Raw genomic sequence first — 24,406 nt, forward strand, 5'->3', positions numbered from 1 at the left:
TAGACTTAGTTTGTTTCTATTCTTATCGGCACTCTTCCAAAATTCTGCTCTGCTATACTTGGATTTCCTAGTTGGTAAATCTGGTCTGCCTTTTGAGTCATAGCATCCCAAGCTTCTTTGCCAATTCGGCTGACTAAATTAACCTGCGCTTTCAGAGATTTGAGGTGTTGTCTGCCTTTTTCGGTAAAGCCAAGGACATGGATACCTTCTGGCAAATCACTTTCTCTAGCCTGTACCAAGATATAGGTCAAGAGGCGTCTGACACGCGCCTTGGTGTAACGTTTGGTGGCAACCGCCTCGACCAATTCGTCAACAGACCGGGTTGTCTTGATGGCATCCTTGATGCGTACAGCCATTTCTTGATTGACCTGATAGATGGTTGTTAGGTCTGGATTTGACAAGATTTGATAGCGGAGCAGAGGAAAATAATTTTCCCAGCTCACCTTACTAGCCTGCTCAAAAAGGGCAAGAGAAGGCATAAAACGTTCTAGGAAATCTTGGTCCTTCTGGTGCTGACGAAGAGCTGTCGCTGAGGCAAAGTCCACATCCTTGTCCACAGAATGGTAACCCGCCCCCTGACGCTGAATCGGATGAAGTTTGATGTTGTACCCAGCAACCGCCTTAGCATAGGCCAAAGCAAGAACATGATTGGGCGTATTGCCAGAAAAATCAAGCCCTGCAAATTCCTTCCACATGGCCTGGGTCTTCTGGGGATAAGAGAGGGAATCAGGCAGATTTTCCACAAATTTCTCCATCTCAGCCCCCTGCTCTGTGTATAAGTTAGCAATTTTCTGGTAGTCCAGAACTTCCTCCGTCCCAAAGGCTAGAGTATCAATGCCTAAACAATCCAAGATATCCACAGCTCCTTGGCCAAAGAAATCTGCCGCCTGAACACTGACTAAAAAGGGCAATTCCACTACCAGATCCGCTCCATTTTCCAGCGCCATCTGGGCCCGAGTCCACTTGTCCACGATAGCAGGCTCTCCACGCTGCATGAAATTCCCAGACATGGCTATGATTTTCAATCCCTCAGCCTGATCCAGCAGGTATTTATGGCCATTATGAAAAGGATTGAACTCCGCGATAATACCTGTGATGGTCATGATAATCTCCTACTTCTGCGCGACAAAAAACCAACGGGTGCTAGTTTCTGTAGGCTCTTTGTCCTCAAAGTCCGCAAAGAGTTTGAAAGACTTGAATCCAGCCTGTTCCAACAAGATATCATAGGTCAAGACCTCATAGGTCCGCTCCTCATGCACTTCATCGTGGCGACTAAAGGAACCATCCGCTTCCTTGATAAAGAAGGTCAACTCATGCACGATGGAGTGAGGAGCTTCGTCCTCATAGGTGTCCCAAAGCATGGCAAAATCTTCCGCATTTTCATGGTAGGAATAGCCAGGGAATACTTCATCTGTCTGATAGGTCGAGTGCACGTCAAAGATGAAAACTCCGTCTTCATTAAGCGCATTGTACACTTCCTTAAAGACGTCCCCTACTTCTACCTCATCTTGCATGTAGCAGATTGAGTCCGAGTAACACGTGACAAAATCATATTGACCTGCCTTGGACAAATCCAGCATATTGCCTTCTATAAAAGCAATCTTTTGCTTGGCCGATGTCGCTCTCTTTTCAGCAATCTTCAACATATCCGCACTCAAATCAAGTCCAGTCACATCAAAACCTGCCTGAGAAAATCGTACAGACTGGATACCTGTCCCACAAGCCAATTCTAAGAGTTTCTTTCTCTCCTTGGTCTTAAGCAAATGACGAAGCGAAAAATCCGTCCATTTATCGTATAAACTATCATCCATGACCGCATCATAGACCGCCGCAAAGGTTTCATAAGTTGCCATAATCATGATACCAAGAGCCTCCATGGCAAACACCACTCGCCCTATACCTTTCTATCCAATTTTCTAAAATAAGCAAAGAAACCCAGTTGACTACAACTGAGTTCGTCTTCTAAGCAAGAGCTTCTGAAATATCTACTGAATCCGCCTCATGCCATAGCTTCTCTAGGTTATAGTGGTCACGCATTTCTTCTGAAAAGATATGCACAACGACAGCACCGAGGTCCAGCAAAACCCAGCCTCCTGCTGCATCGCCTTCAACATGGCTACCTTTAAAACCAGCTTCCGCTACTTTTTCACGGATATTATCCGCGATAGCGTCCAACTGACGGCTATTCATCGAGCTAGTGATAACAAAGTAGTCCGTCACGCTGGTCAATTCTTGTACATCAAGTGCGAGGATATCCTCCGCACGTTTCTCATCAGCCGCTTTCACGACTAGTTCTAGTAATTCTTTTTCGTTCATTTAGTCCTCTTTCAAATAGTGCACAAAGGCGTTATAGGTTTCAAGGGTTTGGGTATAGATAGGTAATCCCTGATGAGCTAGATGCTCCACAGTACGAGCTGTTTCGTAGGCCACTGCCTTATTAAGTGAGAAACTTGCAATCTCACGCGCCACATCCACTCCAGGAAAGGCACGATTATGCTCGATATAGTCTGCAACGTAGATGACTTTGTCTAGGTCGGTCATCTGACCAGCCCCGACTGTATGGATTTCAATAGCTCGCAGGATTTCTGGATCATGCAAATCCAAATCTTCTTGAATCTTGTAGATACCAACCATGCCATGCCAGACATTATTGCCCCAGTTTTTAAGGTCAGAGTCTAATTGGTAACGGTCAATCAAGTCTAGAAATTCCTGATCTGACAGCTTTTTAGCATAATCATGAAGGAGCCCTGCAAGACCTGCTTTCTCAGTATCCACACCGAATCGCTGGGCCAGTTCTATGGCTGCACGCTCCACACCCAAGCAATGGGTTAAGCGTTTTTCAGGTAGAAGCTCTGCCATTTTTTCCAACAAAGCCTCACGGGAGCAGTTGATATAGTCTTGATAGGCCATCAATAGAGCCCCTCCTTCTCGATGTAGTCTAGCACCGGCTGAGGTAGGAGAAAGTTAGGTTTTCGACCTTGGGCAAGGAAGTCCCGCACCATGCTGGACGAGATATCCATGAGAGGCACATCCACCCAGATAACAGGATAGGAAGTCCCTGCCTTGTAGCGTGGGCGCTGAACCCCAACAAACTGAACCATATCGATCAGCTCATCAATACGGTACCACTTAGGCAGATAGTCCACCATATCCGCACCGATAATGAAGTAGTAATCCGTATCTGGATGTTGCTCTGTCAAGATTTTCATGGTGTCGTAGGTGTAGGAAATACCCTTACGCTCCAACTCAATAGTTTCAATGTCCAGACCTTCAATCCCCTCTATCGCCAATTCAAGCATTTTGAGACGATGGTACTCAGGAATGGTTTCTTTTTTGTCCACATGAGGAGGTTGGTATTCAGGCATGAGCAGAACTTGATCCAGTCCTAACTGCTGGCGTACTTGGTCCGCAACGATCAGATGGGCATTGTGAACGGGGTTAAAATTTCCCCCTAAAATCCCGACTTGCTTGCGTTTTTTCTCCTTGATTTCTGGCTCCAACTCTACCTTGGTAAAGGGAGTCAATAATTCGATTGCCATAGGCTAGTCTCCTTTATTTCTCTGTAAAAACAGTTGTTTGGAGTAGTTTTTTTAGATCTCTTTGACTTTTTTAGAAATCTTGCGATTTTCTTTCTTGCTGGATTGTTTATACAAAATCAAGATGCGTCCGATTTTTTGGACTGTATCCACACCGATTTCTTCTTCCAAAATTTCAGCTACTTCATGGATATTTTCATCTGTGTTTTGTAAAAGAGTTACCTTGATCAATTCACGAGCGTCAAGAGCTTGACGAACGCTGGTTTTAATTTGGTCGTTGAGTCCATTTTTTCCGATTTGGATGATGGGTTTGAGGGTGTGTGCCTGACTGTTGAGGAAGGCACGTTGTTTTGATGTTAATGACATAATTTCTTTAAAAGAGTTTCTTTTTATACTTTTCTGAAGTGGTGACGGACGTCAGCAAAGTCCTTCGGACTTTCATGACTAAAATTTGAGCCTAAGGTCTCAAATTTTCCGCAGTTGGTACAAGCACTTGTACCAACTGACACCACGGCGAAAAGTATTCTCTATGGGCTCGCCCTGCTCGCCCAAATTCAGATAACCCTTTCCTTTCTGTGTTTAAATAATTGCTTTTCGTGTAACGACGGCGACGCCTTCGGGTGCCCAGACGGCGACTTTGGCGGTGCCTGTTACGCGAATCCAGCCTAGCCCTGAGATGACTAGGTCTGTCTTGTCCTTGATGTTAAAGACATGCTGGACGAGTTTTGGAAAATCTTCTTTTTCCTTGCTATTTGGTGGTGTCAGAAGAGTTCCGACGTGCTTGTCGTAAAAGGCAGTCGCTCCTTCTAGCTTGGTACGATGCAATTTCAATTCATTGTCAAAGAAGGCTGTGAAACCTTGCTTTTCTCCTGCAATGAAGTCAAAGCGTCCAAGACCACCTAGAAACAGGGTTTGCTCGGGATTAAGCTGATAGGTTTTTGGCTTGATTTCCTTTTTAGGGCTGACATACTTGAGATTTTTAGCAGTCAAGTAATGAGCCATTTGGTGACGATGGATGATTCCCGGTGTATCGTAGATATAAGAGCCATCGTCAAGCGGAATCTCAATCTTGTCCAAGGTTGTCCCTGGGAAACGCGAAGTCGTAATGACATTCTGATCACCCGTGATTTCTTGGATAATAGCATTGATAAGGGTTGATTTTCCAACGTTGGTTACACCAACCACATAGACATCACGACCCTTACGGTAGTGTTCAATCTTATCAATAACTTCCTTAATGGCGTGCTTATTCTGTGCTGAAGTTAAGACGACATCGACTGGACGAAGCCCTTCTTCGTGGGCACGTTCCATGAGCCACTGGCTAATCTTACCTTGTTTTACTGACTTGGGCAGGATATCTTTTTTATTTCCAACCAAGAGGACATCATTGCCCGATACAAAACGTGGCAAACCTGGGATAACAGAGCCATTAAAATCAAAAATGTCAATGACATTGACTACCAATGCATCACTGTCTCCCACCTCGTGCAAGAGCTTGAGGAAATCATCATCCGTCAACTGGACATCTGTGATTTCATTGTAGTGGCGGAGACGGAAACAGCGTTGGCAATAGACTTCGCCAGTCTCCAAATCTTTTTCAAGTGCCGACTGGGGGGTAAAACCAAGACCAGCCTTGTCTGTCGTCTGAATGGTTACTCCACAACCAATACAGAGAATTTCTTCCATAATTAAATTCCTTTTTTATATGTAATCGGTCCGTACTTTTCAGTGATTTTTCGCATCACACGGCGCTCACGAGCTCGGTTAATCTGCGTCTTGATCGAGTCGTGCTGGACCAAGGGCTTGACCAAAATTGAGCGAATGCCCGCACGGTGGGCTGCTCGTATATCGGTCATGAGCTGATCGCCAACCATGACCACTTCCTTTTTCTCATAGTGAAATTCCTTCATGGCACGGTCAATCCCAAATGTGAAGGGTTTCAGAGCCCAATAAACGTAGTCAATCCCAAATTTCTCAACTGCTCGTTGAACTCGTTTTTTGGTGTTATTTGAGACCACAATGATGCGAATGCCCGCATCACGGAGATCATGTAGCCATTGCTTCATTTCTGGCGTCCCATCAGGGTTGTTCCAAGCAATGAGGGTATTGTCCAAATCGACCAAAACAACCTTGATTCCCTGCGCCTGCAGGCTTGGGACTGTCAGATCATAAACTGCTTCCACAGCAAAATCTGGCATATAGTTTTCAATCGCCATTCTGGCTCCTTTTCTTAACTTTTTTTCGCAATTTTCCTTAGCAACAATGATAGGACAATCCACAAACCTGCACTTGCCAAGCTGATATAGAGCCAAGCATGGGGCTCATCTGTTAAAGGTAGCGGAACATTCATTCCGAAAAAGCCTGTCACGACTGCCAAAACAGCTAGCAAGACTGAAATGATAGTCAAGGTTGTCAAATTGTCATTCAGATTATTGTTTAGGATGTTGTTGTAAGATGCTGAAAGTTGCTGTAAAATCTGAGAGATTAGGTCTGTCATGGATACCAGCTGATGAGCCTCAATCATGGCATCATCAAACTGCTCTCTCTCAATCTCATCAAAACTACGATACAAGGCATGACCTTGAATATGCTCCAACAAAATCCGATTTTGTTTGGCAGCTGCCGTCAGATAAACCATACCAGTCTCCAAGTCAGACAGGGCAAAGAGGTTTTTCTTAGTCGTTCGCTGACGCAAGAGGCCATTAACCTCGTCCTTACTCTTATCCATCTGCTCGATGACAGGATAGTAGGCATTACTGATAATTTCCAGACTGGCAAAGAGAAACTTGTAAATCGAAAGCGTGTCATGACTCTCCAGATAACGGGTCATTTGTTCAATGACATAGGCGTTCTTGGTATTACTAATGGTAATCAGGCGACGATGTTCCACGATAAAGGTCATGGGAAAAGTCTCATAGTAGGCCTTGTCCTTTTTCACATCTAGGACATTATAGATAAAGGTAACCGTCCCACTTTCACGGTGGTAGTCCATGTGGGCGCGCTCATTCCTATCCAGTGCGTACTCAATGGTTTCCTTGTCCAAACCGTAAATTTCAGAAAGGTCTTCTAGTTTATTCAACTTTCCGAGGTCTAGGTCTATCCAGGTACAACCATTGCCCAACTGCTTTTCTAAAACCATCTTTTCTCCTTTACCAAACTCTCTCTATTGTACCACAAATTACTTAAAATAACAGGTCTAGTCTGTGCGTGAGAAATTGCTAACAACTGTGATATTTCGGTTAGGGACAAAGTGAAGGGCTTGCTCCTCACTACGAAGCTGGGTCGTACGAATTCCCACGCTGACGACCTTGCCCGATACAGTAATGGGGCCATTTGTCAGAACGACCTCATCTCCCACATCCAGTTGCCGTTCAAAGAGGATGAAAAAGCCATTGATGACATCAGATAGAAAGCCTTGGGCTCCCATCCCAATCGCCACCCCAGCAATCCCAGCTCCAGCCAGCAAACTAGATACAGGCAAGCCTAAAATCGATAAAATGCAGTAAAGTAAAAAGAAATACAGCGTATAATTAAACATATTTTCTAGTAAACGTAAGATGGTTTTTTGGCGCCCGACATCATGATGAGACATTTTTAAAGAAGGTTTGGCAATTCTCTGCACCATGGTATGAAGCATTTTTTTAGCAATATAAAATACAATCAAAAGCAGTAAAAGAGAAATGATCTTGGTTAGAATATTCTCGATAATGGTTGTCACATCTAGCTTTTCAATATAAGCTTGAATAAATTCTTGCATATAAAACTCCTTTATTTCATTATACCATATTTTCATCAGTCTCATTCTCCATAAATATTCAAAAAATAGACAGAAAATTCTTGATTTTGTCTATCATTTATACTATAATCATAATCACTACACAAAAAGGAGATTATTATGAAAAGAATCATTCATGCTTGGAATAAGGCAAGCCTTGTCAAGCGTATCTTGATTGGTATGCTTTGTGGGGGAATCCTAGGACTGACCCTTCCTAATCTCTCAGGAATTGGGCTACTCGGGGATTTATTCGTCGGAGGTCTAAAAGCTGTTGCTCCTATCCTAGTCTTTGCTCTCGTTGCCAATGCACTATCCCAACACCAAAAGGGGCAAGATAGCAATATGAAAACTGTTGTTTTCTTGTATATCCTAGGAACTTTTGCCGCTGCTCTTGTAGCTGTTGTAGCTAGTTTCATCGTCCCTATTGAAATTACTCTAAATAGTGCCAATACTGAAATTGCTCCACCAGATGGGATTGGGCAGGTCCTCAGCAACCTCTTGCTCAAACTGGTTGACAATCCAGTCAATGCTCTCATTACTGCCAATTACATCGGTATCCTATCTTGGGCGGTTGTTTTCGGGATTGCCATGAGAGAGGCCAGCAAAAATAGTAAAGAATTGCTAAAAACTATCGCTGACGTGACTTCTAAAATCGTCGAATGGATCATCAACCTGGCTCCATTTGGAATCCTTGGTCTTGTTTTTAAAACCATTTCTGACAAGGGAATCGGAAGCCTTGCCAACTACGGTATTTTATTGGTTCTATTAGTAACGACTATGCTTTTTGTTGCCCTTGTGGTCAACCCTTTGATCGCCTTCTTCTTTATGAGACGCAATCCTTACCCTCTAGTTTGGAACTGCCTTCGTGTCAGCGGTGTGACAGCCTTTTTCACTCGTAGTTCTGCAGCTAACATTCCTGTCAACATGAAACTCTGCCATGACCTTGGGCTAAACCCAGATACCTATTCTGTTTCTATCCCACTCGGTTCTACTATCAACATGGCCGGGGCAGCGATTACCATTAACGTTTTGACCCTTGCTGCAGTTAACACTCTTGGAATTCCTGTTGACTTTGCGACAGCCTTTGTCCTCAGTGTGGTAGCAGCTATCTCAGCCTGCGGTGCTTCAGGTATTGCTGGAGGTTCCCTCCTTCTTATCCCAGTTGCTTGTAGCCTTTTCGGTATTTCTAACGATATTGCCATGCAAGTTGTCGGAGTTGGTTTTGTGATTGGGGTCATCCAAGACTCATGCGAAACAGCCCTCAACTCTTCTACAGACGTTCTCTTTACTGCTGTTGCCGAATACGCAGCAGCCCGTAAAAAATAAGGCATAAAGACAAGCCTGCTCAGGTTTTGTCTTTTGCTCTTTTATTCTAACTTATACTCTTCGAAAATCAAATTCAAACCACGTCAGCTTCGCCTTGCCGTACTCAAGTACTGCCTACGGCTAGCTTCCTAGTTTGCTCTTTGATTTTCATTGAGTATTATCAGGAAATTCTTATGTCTATTAGCCAACGTACGACTAAACTCATCTTAGCTACCTGTCTTGCCTGTCTTCTTGCTTATTTTCTCAATCTTTCTTCCGCAGTTTCGGCCGGAATTATCGCTCTCTTGAGCCTATCTGATACTCGTAGAAGTACCTTAAAACTAGCCCGCAATCGTCTTTTTTCTATGCTTCTAGCTCTGGCTATTGGGGTTTTAGCTTTTCACTTGAGCGGATTTCATATCTGGAGCCTTGGTATCTACCTGGCCCTCTACGTTCCTCTAGCCTACAAGATGGGCTGGGAAATTGGCATCACACCAAGCACTGTTTTGGTGAGCCATCTCTTGGTTCAAGAGTCAACCTCTCCAGACCTTCTAGTCAATGAATTCCTTCTCTTTGCAATCGGTACAGGATTTGCCTTACTTGTCAATCTCTACATGCCTTCCCGAGAAGAAGAAATCCAGCACTATCACGTGCTAGTCGAAGAAAAGTTAAAAGATATCCTCCAGCGCTTTAAATATTATTTATCCAGAGGGGACGGACGTAACCGAGCACAGTTAGTAGAAGAATTAGACATCCTTTTAGAAGAATCACTCAGACTGGTCTATTTGGATCACTCTGACCACCTCTTTCACCAGACTGATTACCATATCCACTACTTTGAGATGAGACAGCGACAAAGTCGTATCCTGAGAAACATGGCCCAGCAGATCAATACCTGTCACCTAGCTGCCAGTGAAAGCCTGATTTTGGCCCAACTCTTTTCAAAAATTGCAGGTCAACTGAGCCAGACCAATCCTGCTTCTGATTTACTAGATGAAATTGAACTCTATTTGGAAGTCTTTCGCAACCGCAGTCTACCCAAGACAAGAGAAGAATTTGAAACCCGCGCCACCCTTCTTCAACTTCTACGCGAAGCCAAAACCTTCATCCAAGTGAAAGTTAATTTTTACAAAAAATATGGACAGTAAAAAAGAAAACTTCAGACCAATCACAAGAGGTGAATCTCTGAAGTTTTCTTTTATTTGTAAGTAATCACCATAAAGGTTAATAGTAAAACGAATAAGGCCAAACTCACCAATAAAGTGAGAACCTTAACCAAGGTGTTGCTCTGCCAGTAACTTGGTTTACCAATATTACTGGTGGCATCCATGGAAAATAGTTGATTTTGACGGGGTTGTATGGTTACCAATACAATCAAAGCAAGAGATAGGACAATAGCTAAAACAATCAGTATTTCAATCATAGGCCTACCTCAAAATCCCCAGCAAAGTAAAGAGCAAACCAATCAGAATCATCAAACCCAGTAAGAGTGAAAAAGTTTTACTAATCTTTTCCCCTCGAGTTTCTTTTTCCTTCTTGATGGGTTTTTGTTTCAACTCTTCCATGCGACCTTCAACGTCTTTGTAAAATAAATCTTCCTCTGACATGTTAGCCTCCTAAAACAGTTTGCATGGTTTTCTGATATCTCACCAAGTCAACATAATTTGCATGTTGGCCTTGTTTGCCAAGTGCCTGACGCATTTGTTCAACATCTGAAAGGGCCAATTTAATGGTCTCAACCAAAGCAGTAACTTCACTACTTTCAAATAGATGGTCTGGAGCGATATAGAGTCTATTGTGCACCGTCTGATGAAATCCAAGAATCAAGAGATTATGCTCAAAGGCCTGACGCACTGCCTGTAGCAACTCATTACTGTGGTTTATATCCAAGTAAATATCCGACAATTGATACAGTTCTTGAATCTTCTGTGGACTAGCGTTCTGGTAAAGGACCACATTAGGATAGCGAAGCATATCTAAGAGCTTAGAAGACATCTCTGTCACCGCTGCAATACGGAAGGTAACATCAGGCAAGGCTTCTACAATCGCTTCCACTTGCTCAATCTGATCGGAATTGGTCAAGATTAAGGCGTCTCGTCTTAGGAAATTATCACGTTTGAACTGATAATGGTAACCCAAGTGCACAAACTGATCATGGTATTTCTCGTCAGTCAACTCTAAAGCACGCTCATAAGTCGCCTTATTTGGAATGATGATTTTCTTAGTACGCACATCATCATTTTCCAAAATCAACTGCATATTGCCCGGAATGGCATCATAAAGAGGTTCCTGCCAAACCAAAACATCTGATCCAGATTTATCTGGATGATGGAAGGAAACCAAGAAAGGAGTCGCTAAGGTATTAAAGATAAGCTGACTGGTATCTATTTCCAAATCTTGCAAAAAGAAGGTGATAAATTCAACCTTATTTGCAAAGTAACGCATGGACTGACCAGGTAAGGTCAATAAGATATCACCCGTCACATGGTTTTCAAGTAAAACTTCCTGACCATTGACGTCTTGGTACACTGTCATAATCGGCTCACTATCTGCGCTATAGGTCGTTGTAGCAAAGCACGCTCCGAAGCGATTGTAGTGGTCAACCTGGCGTACTCGACCATCCAAGTCTTTCCAGTCTACTTGCTTAACCAAGCGAGCCTGCATTCCATCAGCATAATGAATGACAGCTCTCTCCTGCGTCACATCTTCAATACGAGCAGACTGATTATCTCCTAAAATTTCCCAAAAAGCTGGAACAGGAACTTGATTAAAATAGAGAGGTTTTCCATCCTCGTAACCTAGATAATAGGTAAAAGGAGAAACCAGACCATCAGGCAGAAAACCATCTGCAGCGATGACTACTCCAAGTTGGGAAAGACCAGTAGCCACTAGACTTTCATGTAAATCTCGACTTTCCTGACTATAACGATCATAAAGTTCAATCATGGAGCACCTCCTCTACTGTTTTTTTCCACTTTTCTAAAATTTCTTCGGTTAAGAAACCTTCTGCAATTTGGTAAGAATGGGCACGCATATCCGCCAAACGATTTTCTTGATACAGTTGACAAATCTTAGTTGAAAAAGCTTGCTTGATTTGGTCTTCTACATGGTCAGATGAACTTGGAATCAAATAACCGTTTTTCCCATCTTCTATAAAGGTCTGATTACCATAAGGCACATCAAAACCGATTAGGGGTAGACCCGATCCAACAGCTTCCATCAAGGTCAAACCAAATCCTTCGCTGGTAGAAGCCGTCAAGTAGACCTCATACTGGTTATAAATCTGCGAAAGTTCCGCATGCCCCTTGAGTTGGATATAATTCTCAGCCTGATGAGTTGTAATAATGTCTCTAAGGAGAGAATCTTCTCCACCGCTACCATAAATATCAAAGGTTAATTCAGGTATTTCCTTATGAGCCTCAATGACTGCCTTGACCAACCAGTCAATGTGTTTTTCTTTGGCAAGACGTGAAGCCGTAATCAATGAAAATGGCTTACGTCCCTGACTTGACTCAGTTAATGCATCAATACTTCCTACAGGAATAGTAACAATCTTTGGACGATGCTGAGTATATTTGGCAAATTGCTCCTGTAGAACTTCATTTTGTCTATCAGTTGATACGATAAAGAAGTCAACCTTATCTGCATTGGTAAACTGATAGTCATAGTAGTTGTTCCAAAGGATGTAATCCTCATTTGTAGCATTTTCACTATAATGCTCCGCGTGAACGACTACCGCTAGGTGCGCTACTTGTGCTTCTTCAAACACAACCTGTCCAATGCCTGTCTCTCTATCCAGAATGACCAAATCAGACTTGTTCAAATTCAAGGATTTCATAAAGGCACGCATAAAAGCTTGTTTCCCATAGAAAATCTTATCCTTGAAACGATAAACTTCTTCCTTCCCTTGATTCATCAAGATATCATAGGCTGGAGTCCCGTCTTCATTATAGAAGGTCCGTTGATATAGGACTGCAACATTGTCCTTGGGAGCAAAGTATTCGGTACAATAACGCGTATAAGAAAAGTAATCCTTACGAATCAGTTTTCCTTTAAAGACATACTCTGCATGTTGAACCAAGTCCTTGTTCTCATCCACCAAATAACAGGTGACAAACTTATCTTGGTCAGAAAAGAAGACACGCAAGACCTTCCCATTCTTTTCTCTACGACTTTCGGTACCACCAAAATAAGCCAAGACATCATCCACTGTTACGCTAGTCGGTGCAATTTTGATATCTGTAAAATGATTATAGAGCCAAATCACTTGATCATCATCAAAGCCAATATTGGCGGTTAAGTGCTGAATATTATCGGCTAAAATCATATCTGTAAAGATAAACTTAGAGGACAGATTTAATTTCCGAAAAACACCAGCACGGTATGCTTGGGCATATTCAACACCACTACTAGCCCAACCAATGCCTAAATTTATATTATAAATTGTCATATATTCTCCTCTTATGGGAAATGAGTCATAATTTCACCTTTAGAAGTAACTTCAACAAGTCCCACCAAAAGATTACGTACCATATCAGACCGAATCTGTTCTTTCATGGTTTCAAAACCATCATAAGCCTCCTGATAATACTCTACTATAGGATTTTTCTGACTAGCAGATTTACCACCGATAGCCATAGATAACTGTTGTAGATAGTCTACCTGCTCTACCCAGTTGTCATCAATAGCCTTGAGTAAAGAAAGGCGTAAAAACTGTTCATACAAGCCATGTTGCTCAAGCAATTCTTTCTTTTCAGAAAGTTCTCCATCAATCACCTGCTTCATAAATCTGCGAACTGCAGTCTGGTCAGTCACATCTATATAGTCTGGAACCTCTTTAATATGAAAACTAATATTAGTCACGATAAAGTGGAAGAGCAACTCTCGACTTTCATAATTTGAAGCGGTCACTTGATCTATATAACTGGCAATGATTTCCTCCACCACATCTTCTAAAGCACGAAAACCATCTATTAGACGATTTCTCTCTTTATAGACTATATCCCGTTGGATATTCATACTCTCAGCATACTCCAGAGTCTGACGACGTGCTGAACGTCCAGCACTATCACTGGCATGCTGAGCCTTTTCGACTAGCTTTCGGTATTTACGACCTTTCAATACTTCTGGTTGAGTCATATCTTGAACTTGATAATCTTTATACTTTTTATGAACCCAAGATGGGCCAAATTTTTTGATAACATCGTCTTCTAAGGATACAAAAAACTTACTCATCCCAGGATCACCCTGACGACCAGAACGTCCTCGGATTTGAAGATCAATCCGCTGACTTTCCATTCGCTCTGTTCCGATCACAATCAAACCGCCAAGTTCTGCAACTCCCTTACCAAGTTTGATATCCGTACCTCGTCCTGCCATGGAAGTAGCAACTGTTACAGCCCCCATCTGACCTGACTCGGAGATAATTTGAGCCTCACGCGCCGCATTGTGAGCATTCAGCACATTATGGGCAATCCCTTCTCGTAACAAAAGTGATGAGTATAAATGGGACATCTCAACTGATCCGACAAAAACAAGCAAAGGATTTCCCTTAGCATGGTATTCTTTGATATACTCCAAAGAAGCATACACTTTTTCAGGTAAAGTGATGTAGAGATTATCTGGATAGTCAATCCGTTGTCTAGGGCGATTGGTAGGAATCCGTACAACAGCCATATTATAAGTTTCCAGAAGCTCTTTTTCTGCAACCTTCCCTGTCCCTGTCATACCAGATACCTTATTAAACATCTTAAAAAGGCTTTGATAGGTGATAGAAGCCATAGCACGTGTTTCCGGAGATAGTTTGACATGCTCCTTGGCTTCAATAGCCTGATGAAGTCCTCCCTGCAGTTTAGTCATTTCCATAAGGCGTCCTGTCCCCTTATCCACCAGTACCATTTCATTGCCACGAATAACATAATCCTTATCTTTGGTATAGAGTTTATGGGCTCGAACTGCATGAACCAAATGACGAGCAAAAACCGCATGTTCTTCCTTATAAAAATGGTCAATCCCTAGAAAACTTTCAGCAGCTTTGGCACCCTTAGTAGTCAGCCAAATCTCATCCTTTTCTTCTTTAAAAATGTAGTCTTCCCCTTCTACCAAAGTCGTTACCAGCGTATCAATAATGCCGTAGTGATTAGACTGAACACGAGGAGATCCCGCAATAATAAGGGGAGTCTGAGCGCTATCCAGTAAAATATCATCAATCTCATCAATAATAACATAATCAAAGGGTCGTAAAAATTTCCCTTCATCATTTGAAGCTAAATTATCATTCAAATAATCAAAACCTAAGTTACTATTAGTTGTATAAATAATATCCGATGCGTAAATGATTTTTTTCTCTTTTGGAGTCAATTCTTCTTGAGCATCATCTGGAAAAGGAACCCCAATAGTCAGCCCTAGAAAACGATACACTTGTCCCATCTCTTCAGCATCACGTTTAGCTAGATAGTCATTAGTAGTAATCAGCATGGTACCTTTACCTGTTAGGGCATTGAGGTAAACAGGCATAGTGGCTGTCAAGGTTTTCCCCTCACCAGTATTCATCTCAGCGACATTTCCCTGATGAATCACAATCCCTCCCATGACTTGGACATCATAGGGGAACATGCCCAATACACGTCTATCCGCTTCACGAACAACAGCAAAAGCCTCTACCAAGAGACCATCCAAAGTTTCTCCCTTAGCCAGACGTTGGCGAAACTCCACTGTTTTTGCCGCGAGTTCTTGGTCTGAGAGAGACTCCATCTTTTCTTTAAGGGCATTAATCTTTCTTAAAATCCTTTTGACGTTCCGAAGTTGGAAATCTTGATAAAAACCTTTAAACACGATTCAGCTCCTTAATAGTAAAAGAATAAAAATCTAAGGATTCAAAACCAGCACTTAGAAGGGAGACTTGGTAGGTATAGGTGTCATCAGGATAGGTAAAGGAGAAAGTTTTTATTTTTTCTACCTTTTCCTCAATCACATCTCCATAGCGATCATAAAATACAAGCTTAATATAAATACCATATTCAGGCTGGCATTCCATATTCATAGAAATCTCATAATCATGCTTTCTTTTTAAAAGTGGGAGACTAGGTTGAACACGATTGGCTTGGTAGTTCAAACTAGAAGTCCACGAGCGAATAATCTCCCCAGAAGCCACTAGTGGATTGTAGAGACTAATATGCTGATCTGGATGATAGGTAACACTTGTACCATACATAAATGTCCCCCCTACTTCTCCCCACTTAATGTCTGTTCTCTGATTGATAATCATTTGTCCAACCTTCCAAAATCACTATTCAATATCATATGATAAAAATGTACAAACCAGGCTACATTTGTATCCGTGTCATCATTGTGTCGACCAGCTGTCCCCTTAGAAAGAATTTTCGCACCAGTATTACACAAATGAGCTACTAATTGTTCGTAAGCCTGAGGATCCATATCCTCATCCTTCATATAGGAGAGACCAAAAATTGTTTTTGAAAAATCAGCTGCTTTAAAGGCCTTCCAAAAGCGATGATCCAATTCTAACATATGTTGTGAAGTAACATAGCCTGTTTGATATTTTAAAACATCAAAAGCTGTATTAAATACCCCTGGCGCATCCAACCGTCCACGTCTAGCAATGGTTCCAAGATTGGTCAAGGGCTTCCCAACAATAATGGCATGAGGTTCAAAAGTAGCTCCATAATAGAGAGAAGGGAAAGTTCCCATTGATAGACCTGATAAAATCAACTCTTTAGCAGTCAATCCAAGATAATCTAAATAATGTTGGATGGTTTCCTTAATCTTATTTTCTAACTCTTGACTACCAAGATAAAAGGCTCCACCCTCCAAACGAGGATCGGAGAATAGAAGAAAAGGACAGCCTAAGTTTTTCATCAAAAAGTAAGCTTCAAAGCCTTCTGCAGGACGAAAACCGGCAAAATAAACAGCTAAAGGAGGCTTGAAATCACCTGGGTGAAAGAAATAGTTGACTTCATTCCTCTTACTATCATGCAAAATATTTCCTCCAAGGAAAAATTTCCCAAATTGCTTGCGACTCCAACGCTGATGAAGATTTCCAAGCTTCAAGCTTCCATGACCACGCGCTTCAACTGAAATAGTTAAATAAGCATTATAATCTTGAGCCATTAGAATTGATTTTTTCATGTCATCTTCTGTAAAAACTAAATCTTCCACAATATCTGAAACCGAACCCTGTGGAAGCTTTTGTATACGCAAGCGAAAATCAATATCTTTAGTTTTTTCATATTCTAGCCATAGTTCAATCGGTCTCTCTTTTTCAGAAACAAAATTATAATTCCAAAAAGCCACCTGCGAATAGTCCTCTCCGAAATCACCCTCTAATTGAAGATATTCAAATCCTTGATAAGTTATACTTCCTCGAAATTCCGAATGAACTTGAATCATAAAAGGTTTCATCTTATCCCCATAGCCACCACCAAAAAGAGAAGTTGATAAATCATTTAGTAATCTCTGGGGATCTGAAAAATCTACAGATTGAGCACATCTCTTTTTCAAGAAATCAAGGATGATTGAATCTGCCGTTTTAAAATCTTGATTATAAAATAGAGTATAGGGCTCAATATGATAAATAAAAGGTAGCAAATCAGCCAAATACCGTCCATCCTCTATCAAAATAGAATGAAAACTACTTATTCCTTCCATTTCCATCATTTTGCGAAGGGCTAAAGGTGAGTTGGGACAGAAATAATACCAATCCATACTTTCAGGAATTTCATAATGATGAGCCCAATTATCAATCCCTATCTGTAGGATTTTATAGTCCTTTGACATCTGTAATCTCCTCAATCCAGTGATGTAATTTCTCTAAGAAACGTTGACCCGTATGCTCTTTAATTTTATCAATCGAATATACTAATGCTTGATTCCACTCTTTTAGTTTATCTGTATAGTAATGTGCAGCCCTTGAAAATTCTGTCACATCTGAAATCAAATAACCATTTTTCAAATGTTCTACATAGACGGTTTCAACCTGATTTATCTGAGGAACTCCTGCACTAATACCTGCTATTTGAGTATAGAGATGAGGTTGTTTATTAAGATCCACAATCAAACGAACAAACTCGAGCGTCTTAATCAGATCCAATTCATCATTCATGTTGACAAATTGAAAACGTAGTTCCTGCTCTTGATTTTCTTCTAAAGGATTTTCTGCCCCACCGTAGTCTACTCCTTTTTCTAAACTATCAGTATGGATTTGTTTCTGAATGATTTCATTGACAAGTGATTCCACTTCCTCCATTTGTTCCTGACTAGCAGAAAAGGCTCCAAAAATGACTTCTGTATTTTTTGTTTCAGCAATAAATGATAAAACCTGAAATAGGGCTTGTCTATCAATTCCTTGAGAAAAATCTAATTGATAGTATATAATCGATTCTTTTCTAGTCTGACTTCTCCCTAGTCGCAAACGCGTATCAAAAGGAGAGAGATGATAAAATTTATCAGATAATGTGGGATATAGTTCTTGTAAGAGTTGTAAACTATCCTCTCTATCCACTAAGACTATATTTGCCTGATCAAATGATAGAGCTAAGTCTTTAAAACTAGATTGTGAATTCCGATTAATAAATAGACTCAAAATTTTAGCAGAACCACTTGATAAGCAACTGAAGATAAATTGGTCATGCTGAGGGTGAGAAGGGATGATGAAAATATCTTGTTTTTTCTGTTGCTTTTGTAGATACTTATCAAAATATTCTGTGATTAGTTGACGCATATCAGTGTAGTGAAGCTGTTTAAAACGGTAACTAAATATTGGATTTACCTCTACTCGTCCTCCATCGTTTAAATACTCCCTAAATCTCCAGATACCTTTAGGATCCAAGTAGTCTTGATAGGTAGGCTGTCCATTATCAAAATAAATAACACTTGATACAAAGCCACGATCATCCATGATATAATTCTTACTCATCTGTCCATCGAAATCAAAATATTGGATCTCAGTAATAAAGCCTTCTACACCATGTTCTACCTTGGCATATTTTTTACCATCTTTTTGAACTACTATTGCAAATGGACTGTAAAGAAATTGACAATCATTATCCCACTCTATATCTCTTATATTAAGAACCTGAGTGTGTATATCATGCAAATCTTGCATATCATCAAAGATAGAATAGACTTCTGTCTCTAAGACACCATGTCTATGTAAAAAGTAACGCAAATGTGGCTGATAGGCTAATACTAATAGTCGAGACTGTAGTCCCTGTCTTTGAAACAGCCTAATTTGATTGAAAGTATCATCAAATTCTACTTTAAAGAAAGTTCGATACCAAGGAATAATATCCGTATGCCACTTACGTTCTGACCCATACCAAGCTGGAATAAAATAATACATAAGAACCTCCTAAATCAGCGGTTTATAGGTTTCATTTAATCTCAGAGCTGTCACTTCATCTCTCACATTAAAAACCATACCATTTAACATCAAAAATAGACCTGGTATCATGGCTAGTCGTGTTAACTTTTCATCAGATAAAATCAGGAGCATAGGAAGTCCTGCCATAGTAACATTAAGAACACCACCTACTATAGCAAATCTGAAAACCAATCTGTTAATGAATTTACTCGTTTCCTCCCCTGGGTAAACGCCATAAATATATTCCCCAGATTTCTTCATCCGATTCGCAATCTGATCTCCACTGATATTAACAAAGGCAAAGGCAATACTAAACAAAAACAAGATACCTATATAAAGATACACCCACAAAGGCTGACCTATTTTATACTGATTCAGCCATTCCTCATATACAGTATTCTGCGGAAAAAGAGTTTGTAAAAGTAGGAGAATATATGTAGGAAGGCTCATAAAAGTCATTACATACATATAAGGCATTCCACCTGCTGGATTTAACAACACTTCAAAATAAGAATATCTCTTAAATCGGCTATGTAAAGCAACCTTATGAATGGGCAAACGATATCGTGCACGATATAATATTGCCACGATATAGCTAAATATAAGACCTAATAAAAGTAATAAAAAGATAGTCCAATAAGAGGCGTGAATAATCTTAAAAGATTCAATCATATCTTGCGGAATATTTAAAACCATACTAGCCATCAAGATTACCACGGAACCTCCTATCCCATTACTAGCATTTATGTCTGACAACCAAACTAAAAAGAAAGTTCCTGCTATTAACAAAAGGATATTCATCAATAGTATTAACAGAGAGGGATACGGAGACTGAATCGGAAGATTTAGAGCAATAGCCAGTGCCTGTATTAAAGAGATAAAGAGTGTCAGATACATCCGCCTTCTATCCTGAATCTCTGTTGCCAAAGACATTAATCCCCAACGTTTAGATAAAGTAGCCATCTGCCACAGAAGCATAGCCGACATCCACGGAGAAAGACCTACTGAAAAAAGAGATAAGCTACGAAGATTACCTCCCGTAAGGGCTGTAGAAAAAGCTAAGTAAGCGGTTGAGCCACCTAAAAAATCTCTACTATTGACATTCACAAAAGGAAGAGTTAATCTACTTCCAAGAACATATATAAAAATCAAAAAAAGAGTAACAAATCCTTTTTTTATCACCGTGGATGAAATATAATTTTTCATAAAAAAATTCCTTTCATTCTATCTTACTAAAATCAAGCGCATGCCTTATATCTATAACTCAACCCGAACTAGACAGTATGCTCTACTTTTTAATCCAAATTTAAATATTATAGTGATTTTATTTATCTCTTACTATAGTAGAAAAAAGAAGATACTCTATCAAACTTCATTGCGAACCAGCTCCCATTTCCTAATCCTAAAATAAAAAGACTACATTCTACTCATCTGATGATACTGCAACTACCATTATAGCAAAAAAAGCAGAAAAAATCCGCTTTTACTGCATTTGGCTTGTAAACACAATATTCTTTTTTATGTATTTTATTCCAAATATCTTATATAATAAAACTAAGCTAGTTTATTCAAGTAAGTAGAAAAATTCCGCATACCATTTGAAAATATCCGTATTTTGAAGTCCTGCTTCTTTTACTTGATGATAGCGCATTTTGAGATTGTTTTGTTATAAAATAAAAGAAAAATGATAATTTTGGGAGATTATACATCTGTCGAATCCTCTATCTCCATTCTAAAAGTTCTAACATCTGGATTACGGCCTTCTTAATTGGAAAATTTTCCCTAATCATTCTCCCAATTCGTCTTGTATTTTCAAGAATATCAGCATAACGTTCTTCTGTTAACTCTTTGTATTTCTCCGTTAACTGATCCAAGTCATCAACTACTAAACCAATCCCCTGGCGTTCTACAAATGTAGCTAGTGCTGAGTCACTTGATACAATAATAGGCAAATCCGCCGCAAGATAAAGGGAAGCTTTATGAGGAGCATTGTATCGCTGGTATTCTGCATCACGACCAACTTTTTGAGGGTAAGCAGTTGAAGCCCAAACTAAACCAAAACTGCCTTCAAGCATTGTCGGAAGCGCTTCATGGTCATAACTACCTCTAAAACGAATATTTTCTCTTTTTTCTACATCTAAACCATAGAGTTCAGGATTTGGACCGTAAATGTTCATTTCAAACGCATCTGTCATGCCATTGATAAAGGTAGATTTGTGTAAATTCCCTACATAATCGATGGAAGGCTTTAATGTCCGTTCTTTTTTTGCCCCTTGAAAGGTAGTAAATCCAAAAATATCTAAACTTGTCATTATTGGATCCACGTCAGGTTTTAACAACCTTAAATCTGAGAGCAATCTTTCGCGCATCCTTTCAGAGTGAACGATAATTCCATCTACATCTAGCAAATGAACAATATCTTGATGACCATCTATTACAGCTTGACAACTTCGTTCCTTATCATACTCAATCCAATGCCCTAAATCATGTATGATTACAACAATTTTAGCTCCTGCTCTACGAGCTTGTTCAAATAACTTTCTTCTATAAACATCTGATGCCAATAAAATCCATTGTATAAATACAACATCTCCCTTTTTCACTCCTGCCATCAACCCTGCAAAATGTCTTCCTAAACTCTGCTCTGGTTCTTCAATCCAATCATAAGTATATAAATCAAGTGATTTAAATTGTAACTCCCTAATCAGAGTTTGTTCAATATCATATCTAGCTTTACCATAAGCACCATTTCTCCATAAAACTACTTCTCTTTCTCCTGTTGTAGTTTCAGATGTAATCCAGTATGTCATCAATAACACCTCTTTTTATTTTATATTTTCTTGATATAATCACACATTTCTTGAGGATTATCATTAGAAAAAACTTTATCTACATGGTATGGATTGACCACATTATTGAATGATAAAATAGGTTTTTTCTTCTCTGCTATCTTTTCAATCACTTCTTGATCCTTAACCTCATGATTGATATCCAAATACACATCACATAGCTCAATTAACTTCTTACAATTCCACTCTAAAATAGAAGGATATAGTCTAATATTTTCATATTTTCTCAATGAATTCAGATATTCTCCCATCAAAGTTGTAGCAGCAATATGAATAATAGAATTTGTTAAATTCATCGCTAAAAATTCAATTTGTTCTAATGATTGACTTGCAGTCATGATTAAAATATTTTGTTTTTGTATAAAATTTTCGTGATTTGTAATTTCTGACCAGTCCATCATAGCATATCGCCACCATACCTCTCTGAGACGAGAAAATGACATTAACTTCCATGGCTTATCATCTGTCAAATAATGAATAATAGCAGGTAATGGATCAACTGGCATATCCAGAATAAAATATTGCTTTCGTTGTTCCGCTATTCGGTCATATCCTATTTGAAAATTATATTTATCTTCTAAAAGAATATATCTATCCCCTATGACTATATTAAAAATCGACTGATCAGATTCATCTACTTTTTCATGATCTCTATTTGTTATTTCAACAAGTTTTTTCTGGATATTTTCTTCTTTCCAAAGTTTATTGTTAATTAATAACACTCCAGAATTGAATTGGTCATCTAATCCATAAACAACCTTAGCTGCAGCTAATAGATTCGTACCTAAATCCATATCAAATAGTTCATTTAAAGGTTTCGTAACTATCGTATCACTATCCAAATATAGCACTTTATCTTCTATAACGAACTGCGGAATAAAATATCTAGCAAATGACATATGGTTTAAATGCGCTCCAAAAGGCGGTAATTTCCATTCAGATGAAATTAATCCACTAGTCATTTTAACATCTACCAATATACTATTTTTATAACTCATTTTTTTACGTGTGTATATAAACCATTCTTGTGGTATATCCTGATTCATAATATAAATCTTACAACTACTATGATGATAACAAATAGATTTTAGCGTTGCTTCTATGTACCGAATATATCCATAATCCCCAGCTAAAATAAAGGTGGCTTGTTGCATTTTCTTCTCCTACTTCTTTTTTTATTTATAATTATTTCTACTATACAATGGATATAACAGTCACTGTATAAGTTTAAGAATTATTGTTTCTCTCTAATTATACCATTTTTTCTCTCTATTAATACAATATCCCCCTGAAATAATAATTTTATTACAGGGGGATATTGTTTAAATCTTTTTACTATCAGAATAAACTTACGGAAAAGTTAACTCATATTGATTATATACTACACCTATTCGGAAAGTTTTCTTTTATAAACTGTTCAATTTATTGCGCACTCTAAAAATGATCTAGTTATTTTTCATTATCCTTCCCAAATTAAATAATATATAAATAACTTATACTCAATCTGATATGTCTGTATTTTGGGGATAAGATGAGAATTCTTATTATTTTTATTTACCATACATCAAAATATATTATTAGGTAAGCATAAGATGAATTCCAATAAATGTAATCCATCTCACAGATTACTCACCTTAGCAGGACAACTATCTCTGTTTCCCTACTTGTTCGAAATTCTTAAGGATTTCCCTCAGCTTCTCAATTAACTCTTCTTCTGTATGATTAGAATCTTTCTCATTCTCCAAAAATTCTACAGCAGCTTCAAGATAAAGTTGCGCTTCGAGGAGAAGTTTTCGATCAACTTGTGATAAATCTCTTTCTTCCAGAACTTTAGCAAGTTGTTTTGTCAATCTCTCTAATTCCGAGTCTTTTCTTCGACGAGCTAGCAATAGTAGAAGAAGTCCTACAAGACCTAATAGACTTGATACAAGCAATCCATATGGAAGACTTGTTGCATCTGTTTCATCTGTTTCAGAATGAGATACTGAAACTGATTCACTAGGATATGCAGATAGACTTCCAGAAATTGAACTTGTAAGAGATCGAGACTCACTATCTACAATATTTCCTGACACCACAATCGAACTGCTGAAATCAGATGCACGCGTTACCGCGCCCACGAATCCAATTATTGAGAGATTTTCTCTTCCTTGAACCACTTCTCCTGAAATTATTGGAGTTGTTGGCGACAGGGAGCTAAATGAGCTACTTGATGAGCTGGTCACGCTAGTTGACAAGGATGTTAAACCAATAGTTGATACAGAGTCACTTACTAACTTACTTTCTGAGACCGACTCTGATGAAGACGTACTTGGCAATACAAATTCAGATGTAGCCTTAGATGCTGACGTGCTTGTTGAAGCTGACGTACTTGTCGATGCCGACGTGCTTGTTGAAGCTGACGTACTTGTTGATGCCGACGTACTTGTTGAACCACTTGTACTTGTCGATGCCGATGTACTAGTTGAAGCTGACGTACTTGTTGAAGCTGACGTGCTTGTTGAAGCTGACGTACTTGTTGAAGCTGACGTGCTTGTTGAAGCTGACGTGCTTGTTGAAG

23 protein-coding genes and 1 pseudogene are annotated in these 24,406 nt (G+C 39.6%); 2 read left to right on the plus strand and 22 right to left on the minus strand.

Features of this window, described 5'->3' with window-relative positions:
• Positions 1-5 precede the first annotated feature (5 nt).
• The 10 genes from WKI23_RS07010 to WKI23_RS07055 all read right to left on the minus strand — a co-directional run bounded on the left by WKI23_RS07010 (position 6) and on the right by WKI23_RS07055 (position 7,293).
• A complete protein-coding gene (locus WKI23_RS07010) occupies positions 6-1,103 on the minus strand; it encodes a nucleotidyltransferase (protein ID WP_368079411.1) in 1,098 nt (365 codons plus the stop codon).
• Between the two features lie 9 nt (positions 1,104-1,112).
• The gene (locus WKI23_RS07015) at positions 1,113-1,853 is read right to left on the minus strand and encodes a class I SAM-dependent methyltransferase (protein WP_368079430.1); all 741 of its coding nucleotides are present in this window, start codon (positions 1,851-1,853) and stop codon (positions 1,113-1,115) included.
• A 109-nt stretch (positions 1,854-1,962) separates the two neighbouring features.
• Positions 1,963-2,316, minus strand: a complete 354-nt coding sequence (rsfS, locus tag WKI23_RS07020) for a ribosome silencing factor (protein WP_368079412.1) — start codon at positions 2,314-2,316, stop codon at positions 1,963-1,965.
• Complete coding sequence (gene yqeK / locus WKI23_RS07025) at positions 2,317-2,910, minus strand: bis(5'-nucleosyl)-tetraphosphatase (symmetrical) YqeK (protein WP_368079413.1); 594 nt, start codon at positions 2,908-2,910, stop codon at positions 2,317-2,319. It lies immediately after the preceding gene.
• Complete coding sequence (locus tag WKI23_RS07030) at positions 2,910-3,539, minus strand: nicotinate-nucleotide adenylyltransferase (protein WP_368079414.1); 630 nt, start codon at positions 3,537-3,539, stop codon at positions 2,910-2,912. Before WKI23_RS07030 ends, yqeK begins: the two co-directional genes overlap by 1 nt.
• Positions 3,540-3,590: 51 nt before the next feature.
• Positions 3,591-3,902: a ribosome assembly RNA-binding protein YhbY gene (yhbY, locus tag WKI23_RS07035; RefSeq protein ID WP_000060171.1), complete on the minus strand. Its 312-nt coding sequence runs from the start codon at positions 3,900-3,902 to the stop codon at positions 3,591-3,593.
• Between the two features lie 213 nt (positions 3,903-4,115).
• A complete protein-coding gene (yqeH, locus tag WKI23_RS07040) occupies positions 4,116-5,222 on the minus strand; it encodes a ribosome biogenesis GTPase YqeH (protein WP_368079415.1) in 1,107 nt (368 codons plus the stop codon).
• Positions 5,223-5,224: 2 nt separating this feature from the next.
• Positions 5,225-5,752: a YqeG family HAD IIIA-type phosphatase gene (locus WKI23_RS07045; RefSeq protein ID WP_368079416.1), complete on the minus strand. Its 528-nt coding sequence runs from the start codon at positions 5,750-5,752 to the stop codon at positions 5,225-5,227.
• 14 nt (positions 5,753-5,766) lie between these two features.
• Positions 5,767-6,675 carry a magnesium transporter CorA family protein gene (locus tag WKI23_RS07050; RefSeq protein ID WP_368079417.1) on the minus strand — a complete coding sequence of 303 codons (909 nt, stop codon included), beginning with the start codon at positions 6,673-6,675 and terminating at the stop codon, positions 5,767-5,769.
• A gap of 57 nt (positions 6,676-6,732) precedes the next feature.
• The gene (locus WKI23_RS07055) at positions 6,733-7,293 is read right to left on the minus strand and encodes a mechanosensitive ion channel family protein (RefSeq protein ID WP_368079418.1); all 561 of its coding nucleotides are present in this window, start codon (positions 7,291-7,293) and stop codon (positions 6,733-6,735) included.
• A gap of 138 nt (positions 7,294-7,431) precedes the next feature.
• Between WKI23_RS07055 and sstT the strand changes: the two genes are divergently transcribed.
• Together sstT and WKI23_RS07065 are read left to right on the plus strand one after the other, a co-directional pair.
• Entirely contained in the window at positions 7,432-8,637 is a 1,206-nt protein-coding gene (gene sstT, locus WKI23_RS07060) for a serine/threonine transporter SstT (protein ID WP_050079233.1), read from the plus strand.
• Between the two features lie 173 nt (positions 8,638-8,810).
• Positions 8,811-9,764, plus strand: coding sequence for an aromatic acid exporter family protein (locus tag WKI23_RS07065; protein WP_368079419.1), 954 nt, complete (start codon positions 8,811-8,813; stop codon positions 9,762-9,764).
• 50 nt (positions 9,765-9,814) lie between these two features.
• Here WKI23_RS07065 and asp5 read toward each other — a convergent pair whose 3' ends face one another.
• The 12 genes and pseudogenes from asp5 to WKI23_RS07125 form a co-directional block, all read right to left on the minus strand.
• Positions 9,815-10,039 (minus strand): accessory Sec system protein Asp5, encoded by a 225-nt coding sequence (asp5, locus tag WKI23_RS07070; protein ID WP_000569974.1) that lies wholly within the window; start codon positions 10,037-10,039, stop codon positions 9,815-9,817.
• 4 nt (positions 10,040-10,043) lie between these two features.
• Positions 10,044-10,223: an accessory Sec system protein Asp4 gene (asp4, locus tag WKI23_RS07075; RefSeq protein ID WP_001287962.1), complete on the minus strand. Its 180-nt coding sequence runs from the start codon at positions 10,221-10,223 to the stop codon at positions 10,044-10,046.
• A 1-nt stretch (position 10,224) separates the two neighbouring features.
• Positions 10,225-11,562 carry an accessory Sec system glycosylation chaperone GtfB gene (gtfB, locus tag WKI23_RS07080; RefSeq protein ID WP_368079420.1) on the minus strand — a complete coding sequence of 446 codons (1,338 nt, stop codon included), beginning with the start codon at positions 11,560-11,562 and terminating at the stop codon, positions 10,225-10,227.
• Positions 11,555-13,066: an accessory Sec system glycosyltransferase GtfA gene (gene gtfA, locus WKI23_RS07085; protein ID WP_368079421.1), complete on the minus strand. Its 1,512-nt coding sequence runs from the start codon at positions 13,064-13,066 to the stop codon at positions 11,555-11,557. The genes gtfB and gtfA overlap by 8 nt, the downstream gene beginning before the upstream one ends.
• 11 nt (positions 13,067-13,077) lie before the next feature.
• On the minus strand, positions 13,078-15,450 hold the full coding sequence (gene secA2, locus WKI23_RS07090) for an accessory Sec system translocase SecA2 (RefSeq protein WP_368079422.1): 2,373 nt from the start codon (positions 15,448-15,450) through the stop codon (positions 13,078-13,080).
• Complete coding sequence (gene asp3, locus WKI23_RS07095; protein WP_368079423.1) at positions 15,443-15,883, minus strand: accessory Sec system protein Asp3; 441 nt, start codon at positions 15,881-15,883, stop codon at positions 15,443-15,445. The genes secA2 and asp3 overlap by 8 nt, the downstream gene beginning before the upstream one ends.
• Complete coding sequence (asp2, locus tag WKI23_RS07100; RefSeq protein WP_368079424.1) at positions 15,880-17,412, minus strand: accessory Sec system protein Asp2; 1,533 nt, start codon at positions 17,410-17,412, stop codon at positions 15,880-15,882. The genes asp3 and asp2 overlap by 4 nt, the downstream gene beginning before the upstream one ends.
• Complete coding sequence (gene asp1 / locus WKI23_RS07105; protein ID WP_368079425.1) at positions 17,396-18,976, minus strand: accessory Sec system protein Asp1; 1,581 nt, start codon at positions 18,974-18,976, stop codon at positions 17,396-17,398. The genes asp2 and asp1 overlap by 17 nt, the downstream gene beginning before the upstream one ends.
• Before the next feature lie 9 nt (positions 18,977-18,985).
• Positions 18,986-20,203, minus strand: coding sequence for an accessory Sec system protein translocase subunit SecY2 (gene secY2, locus WKI23_RS07110; protein WP_368079426.1), 1,218 nt, complete (start codon positions 20,201-20,203; stop codon positions 18,986-18,988).
• A 515-nt stretch (positions 20,204-20,718) separates the two neighbouring features.
• Complete coding sequence (locus WKI23_RS07115) at positions 20,719-21,807, minus strand: hypothetical protein (RefSeq protein ID WP_368079427.1); 1,089 nt, start codon at positions 21,805-21,807, stop codon at positions 20,719-20,721.
• Positions 21,808-21,827: 20 nt separating this feature from the next.
• On the minus strand, positions 21,828-23,000 hold the full coding sequence (locus WKI23_RS07120) for a glycosyltransferase (protein WP_368079428.1): 1,173 nt from the start codon (positions 22,998-23,000) through the stop codon (positions 21,828-21,830).
• A 492-nt stretch (positions 23,001-23,492) separates the two neighbouring features.
• Positions 23,493-24,406: pseudogene (locus tag WKI23_RS07125) on the minus strand (hypothetical protein); the annotation flags it as partial.

The sequence above is a fragment of the Streptococcus pseudopneumoniae genome (genome assembly GCF_038148955.1).
In the GTDB taxonomy this organism is placed as follows: domain Bacteria; phylum Bacillota; class Bacilli; order Lactobacillales; family Streptococcaceae; genus Streptococcus; species Streptococcus pseudopneumoniae_T.

Coding starts and splice junctions, on each gene's coding strand:
- WKI23_RS07010 (WP_368079411.1), bottom strand. CDS start 1,103: ATGACCATCACAGGTATTATCGCGGAGTTCAATCCTTTTCATAATGGC.
- WKI23_RS07015 (WP_368079430.1), bottom strand. CDS start 1,853: ATGGCAACTTATGAAACCTTTGCGGCGGTCTATGATGCGGTCATGGAT.
- rsfS (WP_368079412.1), bottom strand. CDS start 2,316: ATGAACGAAAAAGAATTACTAGAACTAGTCGTGAAAGCGGCTGATGAG.
- yqeK (WP_368079413.1), bottom strand. CDS start 2,910: ATGGCCTATCAAGACTATATCAACTGCTCCCGTGAGGCTTTGTTGGAA.
- WKI23_RS07030 (WP_368079414.1), bottom strand. CDS start 3,539: ATGGCAATCGAATTATTGACTCCCTTTACCAAGGTAGAGTTGGAGCCA.
- yhbY (WP_000060171.1), bottom strand. CDS start 3,902: ATGTCATTAACATCAAAACAACGTGCCTTCCTCAACAGTCAGGCACAC.
- yqeH (WP_368079415.1), bottom strand. CDS start 5,222: ATGGAAGAAATTCTCTGTATTGGTTGTGGAGTAACCATTCAGACGACA.
- WKI23_RS07045 (WP_368079416.1), bottom strand. CDS start 5,752: ATGGCGATTGAAAACTATATGCCAGATTTTGCTGTGGAAGCAGTTTAT.
- WKI23_RS07050 (WP_368079417.1), bottom strand. CDS start 6,675: ATGGTTTTAGAAAAGCAGTTGGGCAATGGTTGTACCTGGATAGACCTA.
- WKI23_RS07055 (WP_368079418.1), bottom strand. CDS start 7,293: ATGCAAGAATTTATTCAAGCTTATATTGAAAAGCTAGATGTGACAACC.
- sstT (WP_050079233.1), top strand. CDS start 7,432: ATGAAAAGAATCATTCATGCTTGGAATAAGGCAAGCCTTGTCAAGCGT.
- WKI23_RS07065 (WP_368079419.1), top strand. CDS start 8,811: ATGTCTATTAGCCAACGTACGACTAAACTCATCTTAGCTACCTGTCTT.
- asp5 (WP_000569974.1), bottom strand. CDS start 10,039: ATGATTGAAATACTGATTGTTTTAGCTATTGTCCTATCTCTTGCTTTG.
- asp4 (WP_001287962.1), bottom strand. CDS start 10,223: ATGTCAGAGGAAGATTTATTTTACAAAGACGTTGAAGGTCGCATGGAA.
- gtfB (WP_368079420.1), bottom strand. CDS start 11,562: ATGATTGAACTTTATGATCGTTATAGTCAGGAAAGTCGAGATTTACAT.
- gtfA (WP_368079421.1), bottom strand. CDS start 13,066: ATGACAATTTATAATATAAATTTAGGCATTGGTTGGGCTAGTAGTGGT.
- asp3 (WP_368079423.1), bottom strand. CDS start 15,883: ATGATTATCAATCAGAGAACAGACATTAAGTGGGGAGAAGTAGGGGGG.
- asp2 (WP_368079424.1), bottom strand. CDS start 17,412: ATGTCAAAGGACTATAAAATCCTACAGATAGGGATTGATAATTGGGCT.
- asp1 (WP_368079425.1), bottom strand. CDS start 18,976: ATGTATTATTTTATTCCAGCTTGGTATGGGTCAGAACGTAAGTGGCAT.
- secY2 (WP_368079426.1), bottom strand. CDS start 20,203: ATGAAAAATTATATTTCATCCACGGTGATAAAAAAAGGATTTGTTACT.
- WKI23_RS07115 (WP_368079427.1), bottom strand. CDS start 21,807: ATGACATACTGGATTACATCTGAAACTACAACAGGAGAAAGAGAAGTA.
- WKI23_RS07120 (WP_368079428.1), bottom strand. CDS start 23,000: ATGCAACAAGCCACCTTTATTTTAGCTGGGGATTATGGATATATTCGG.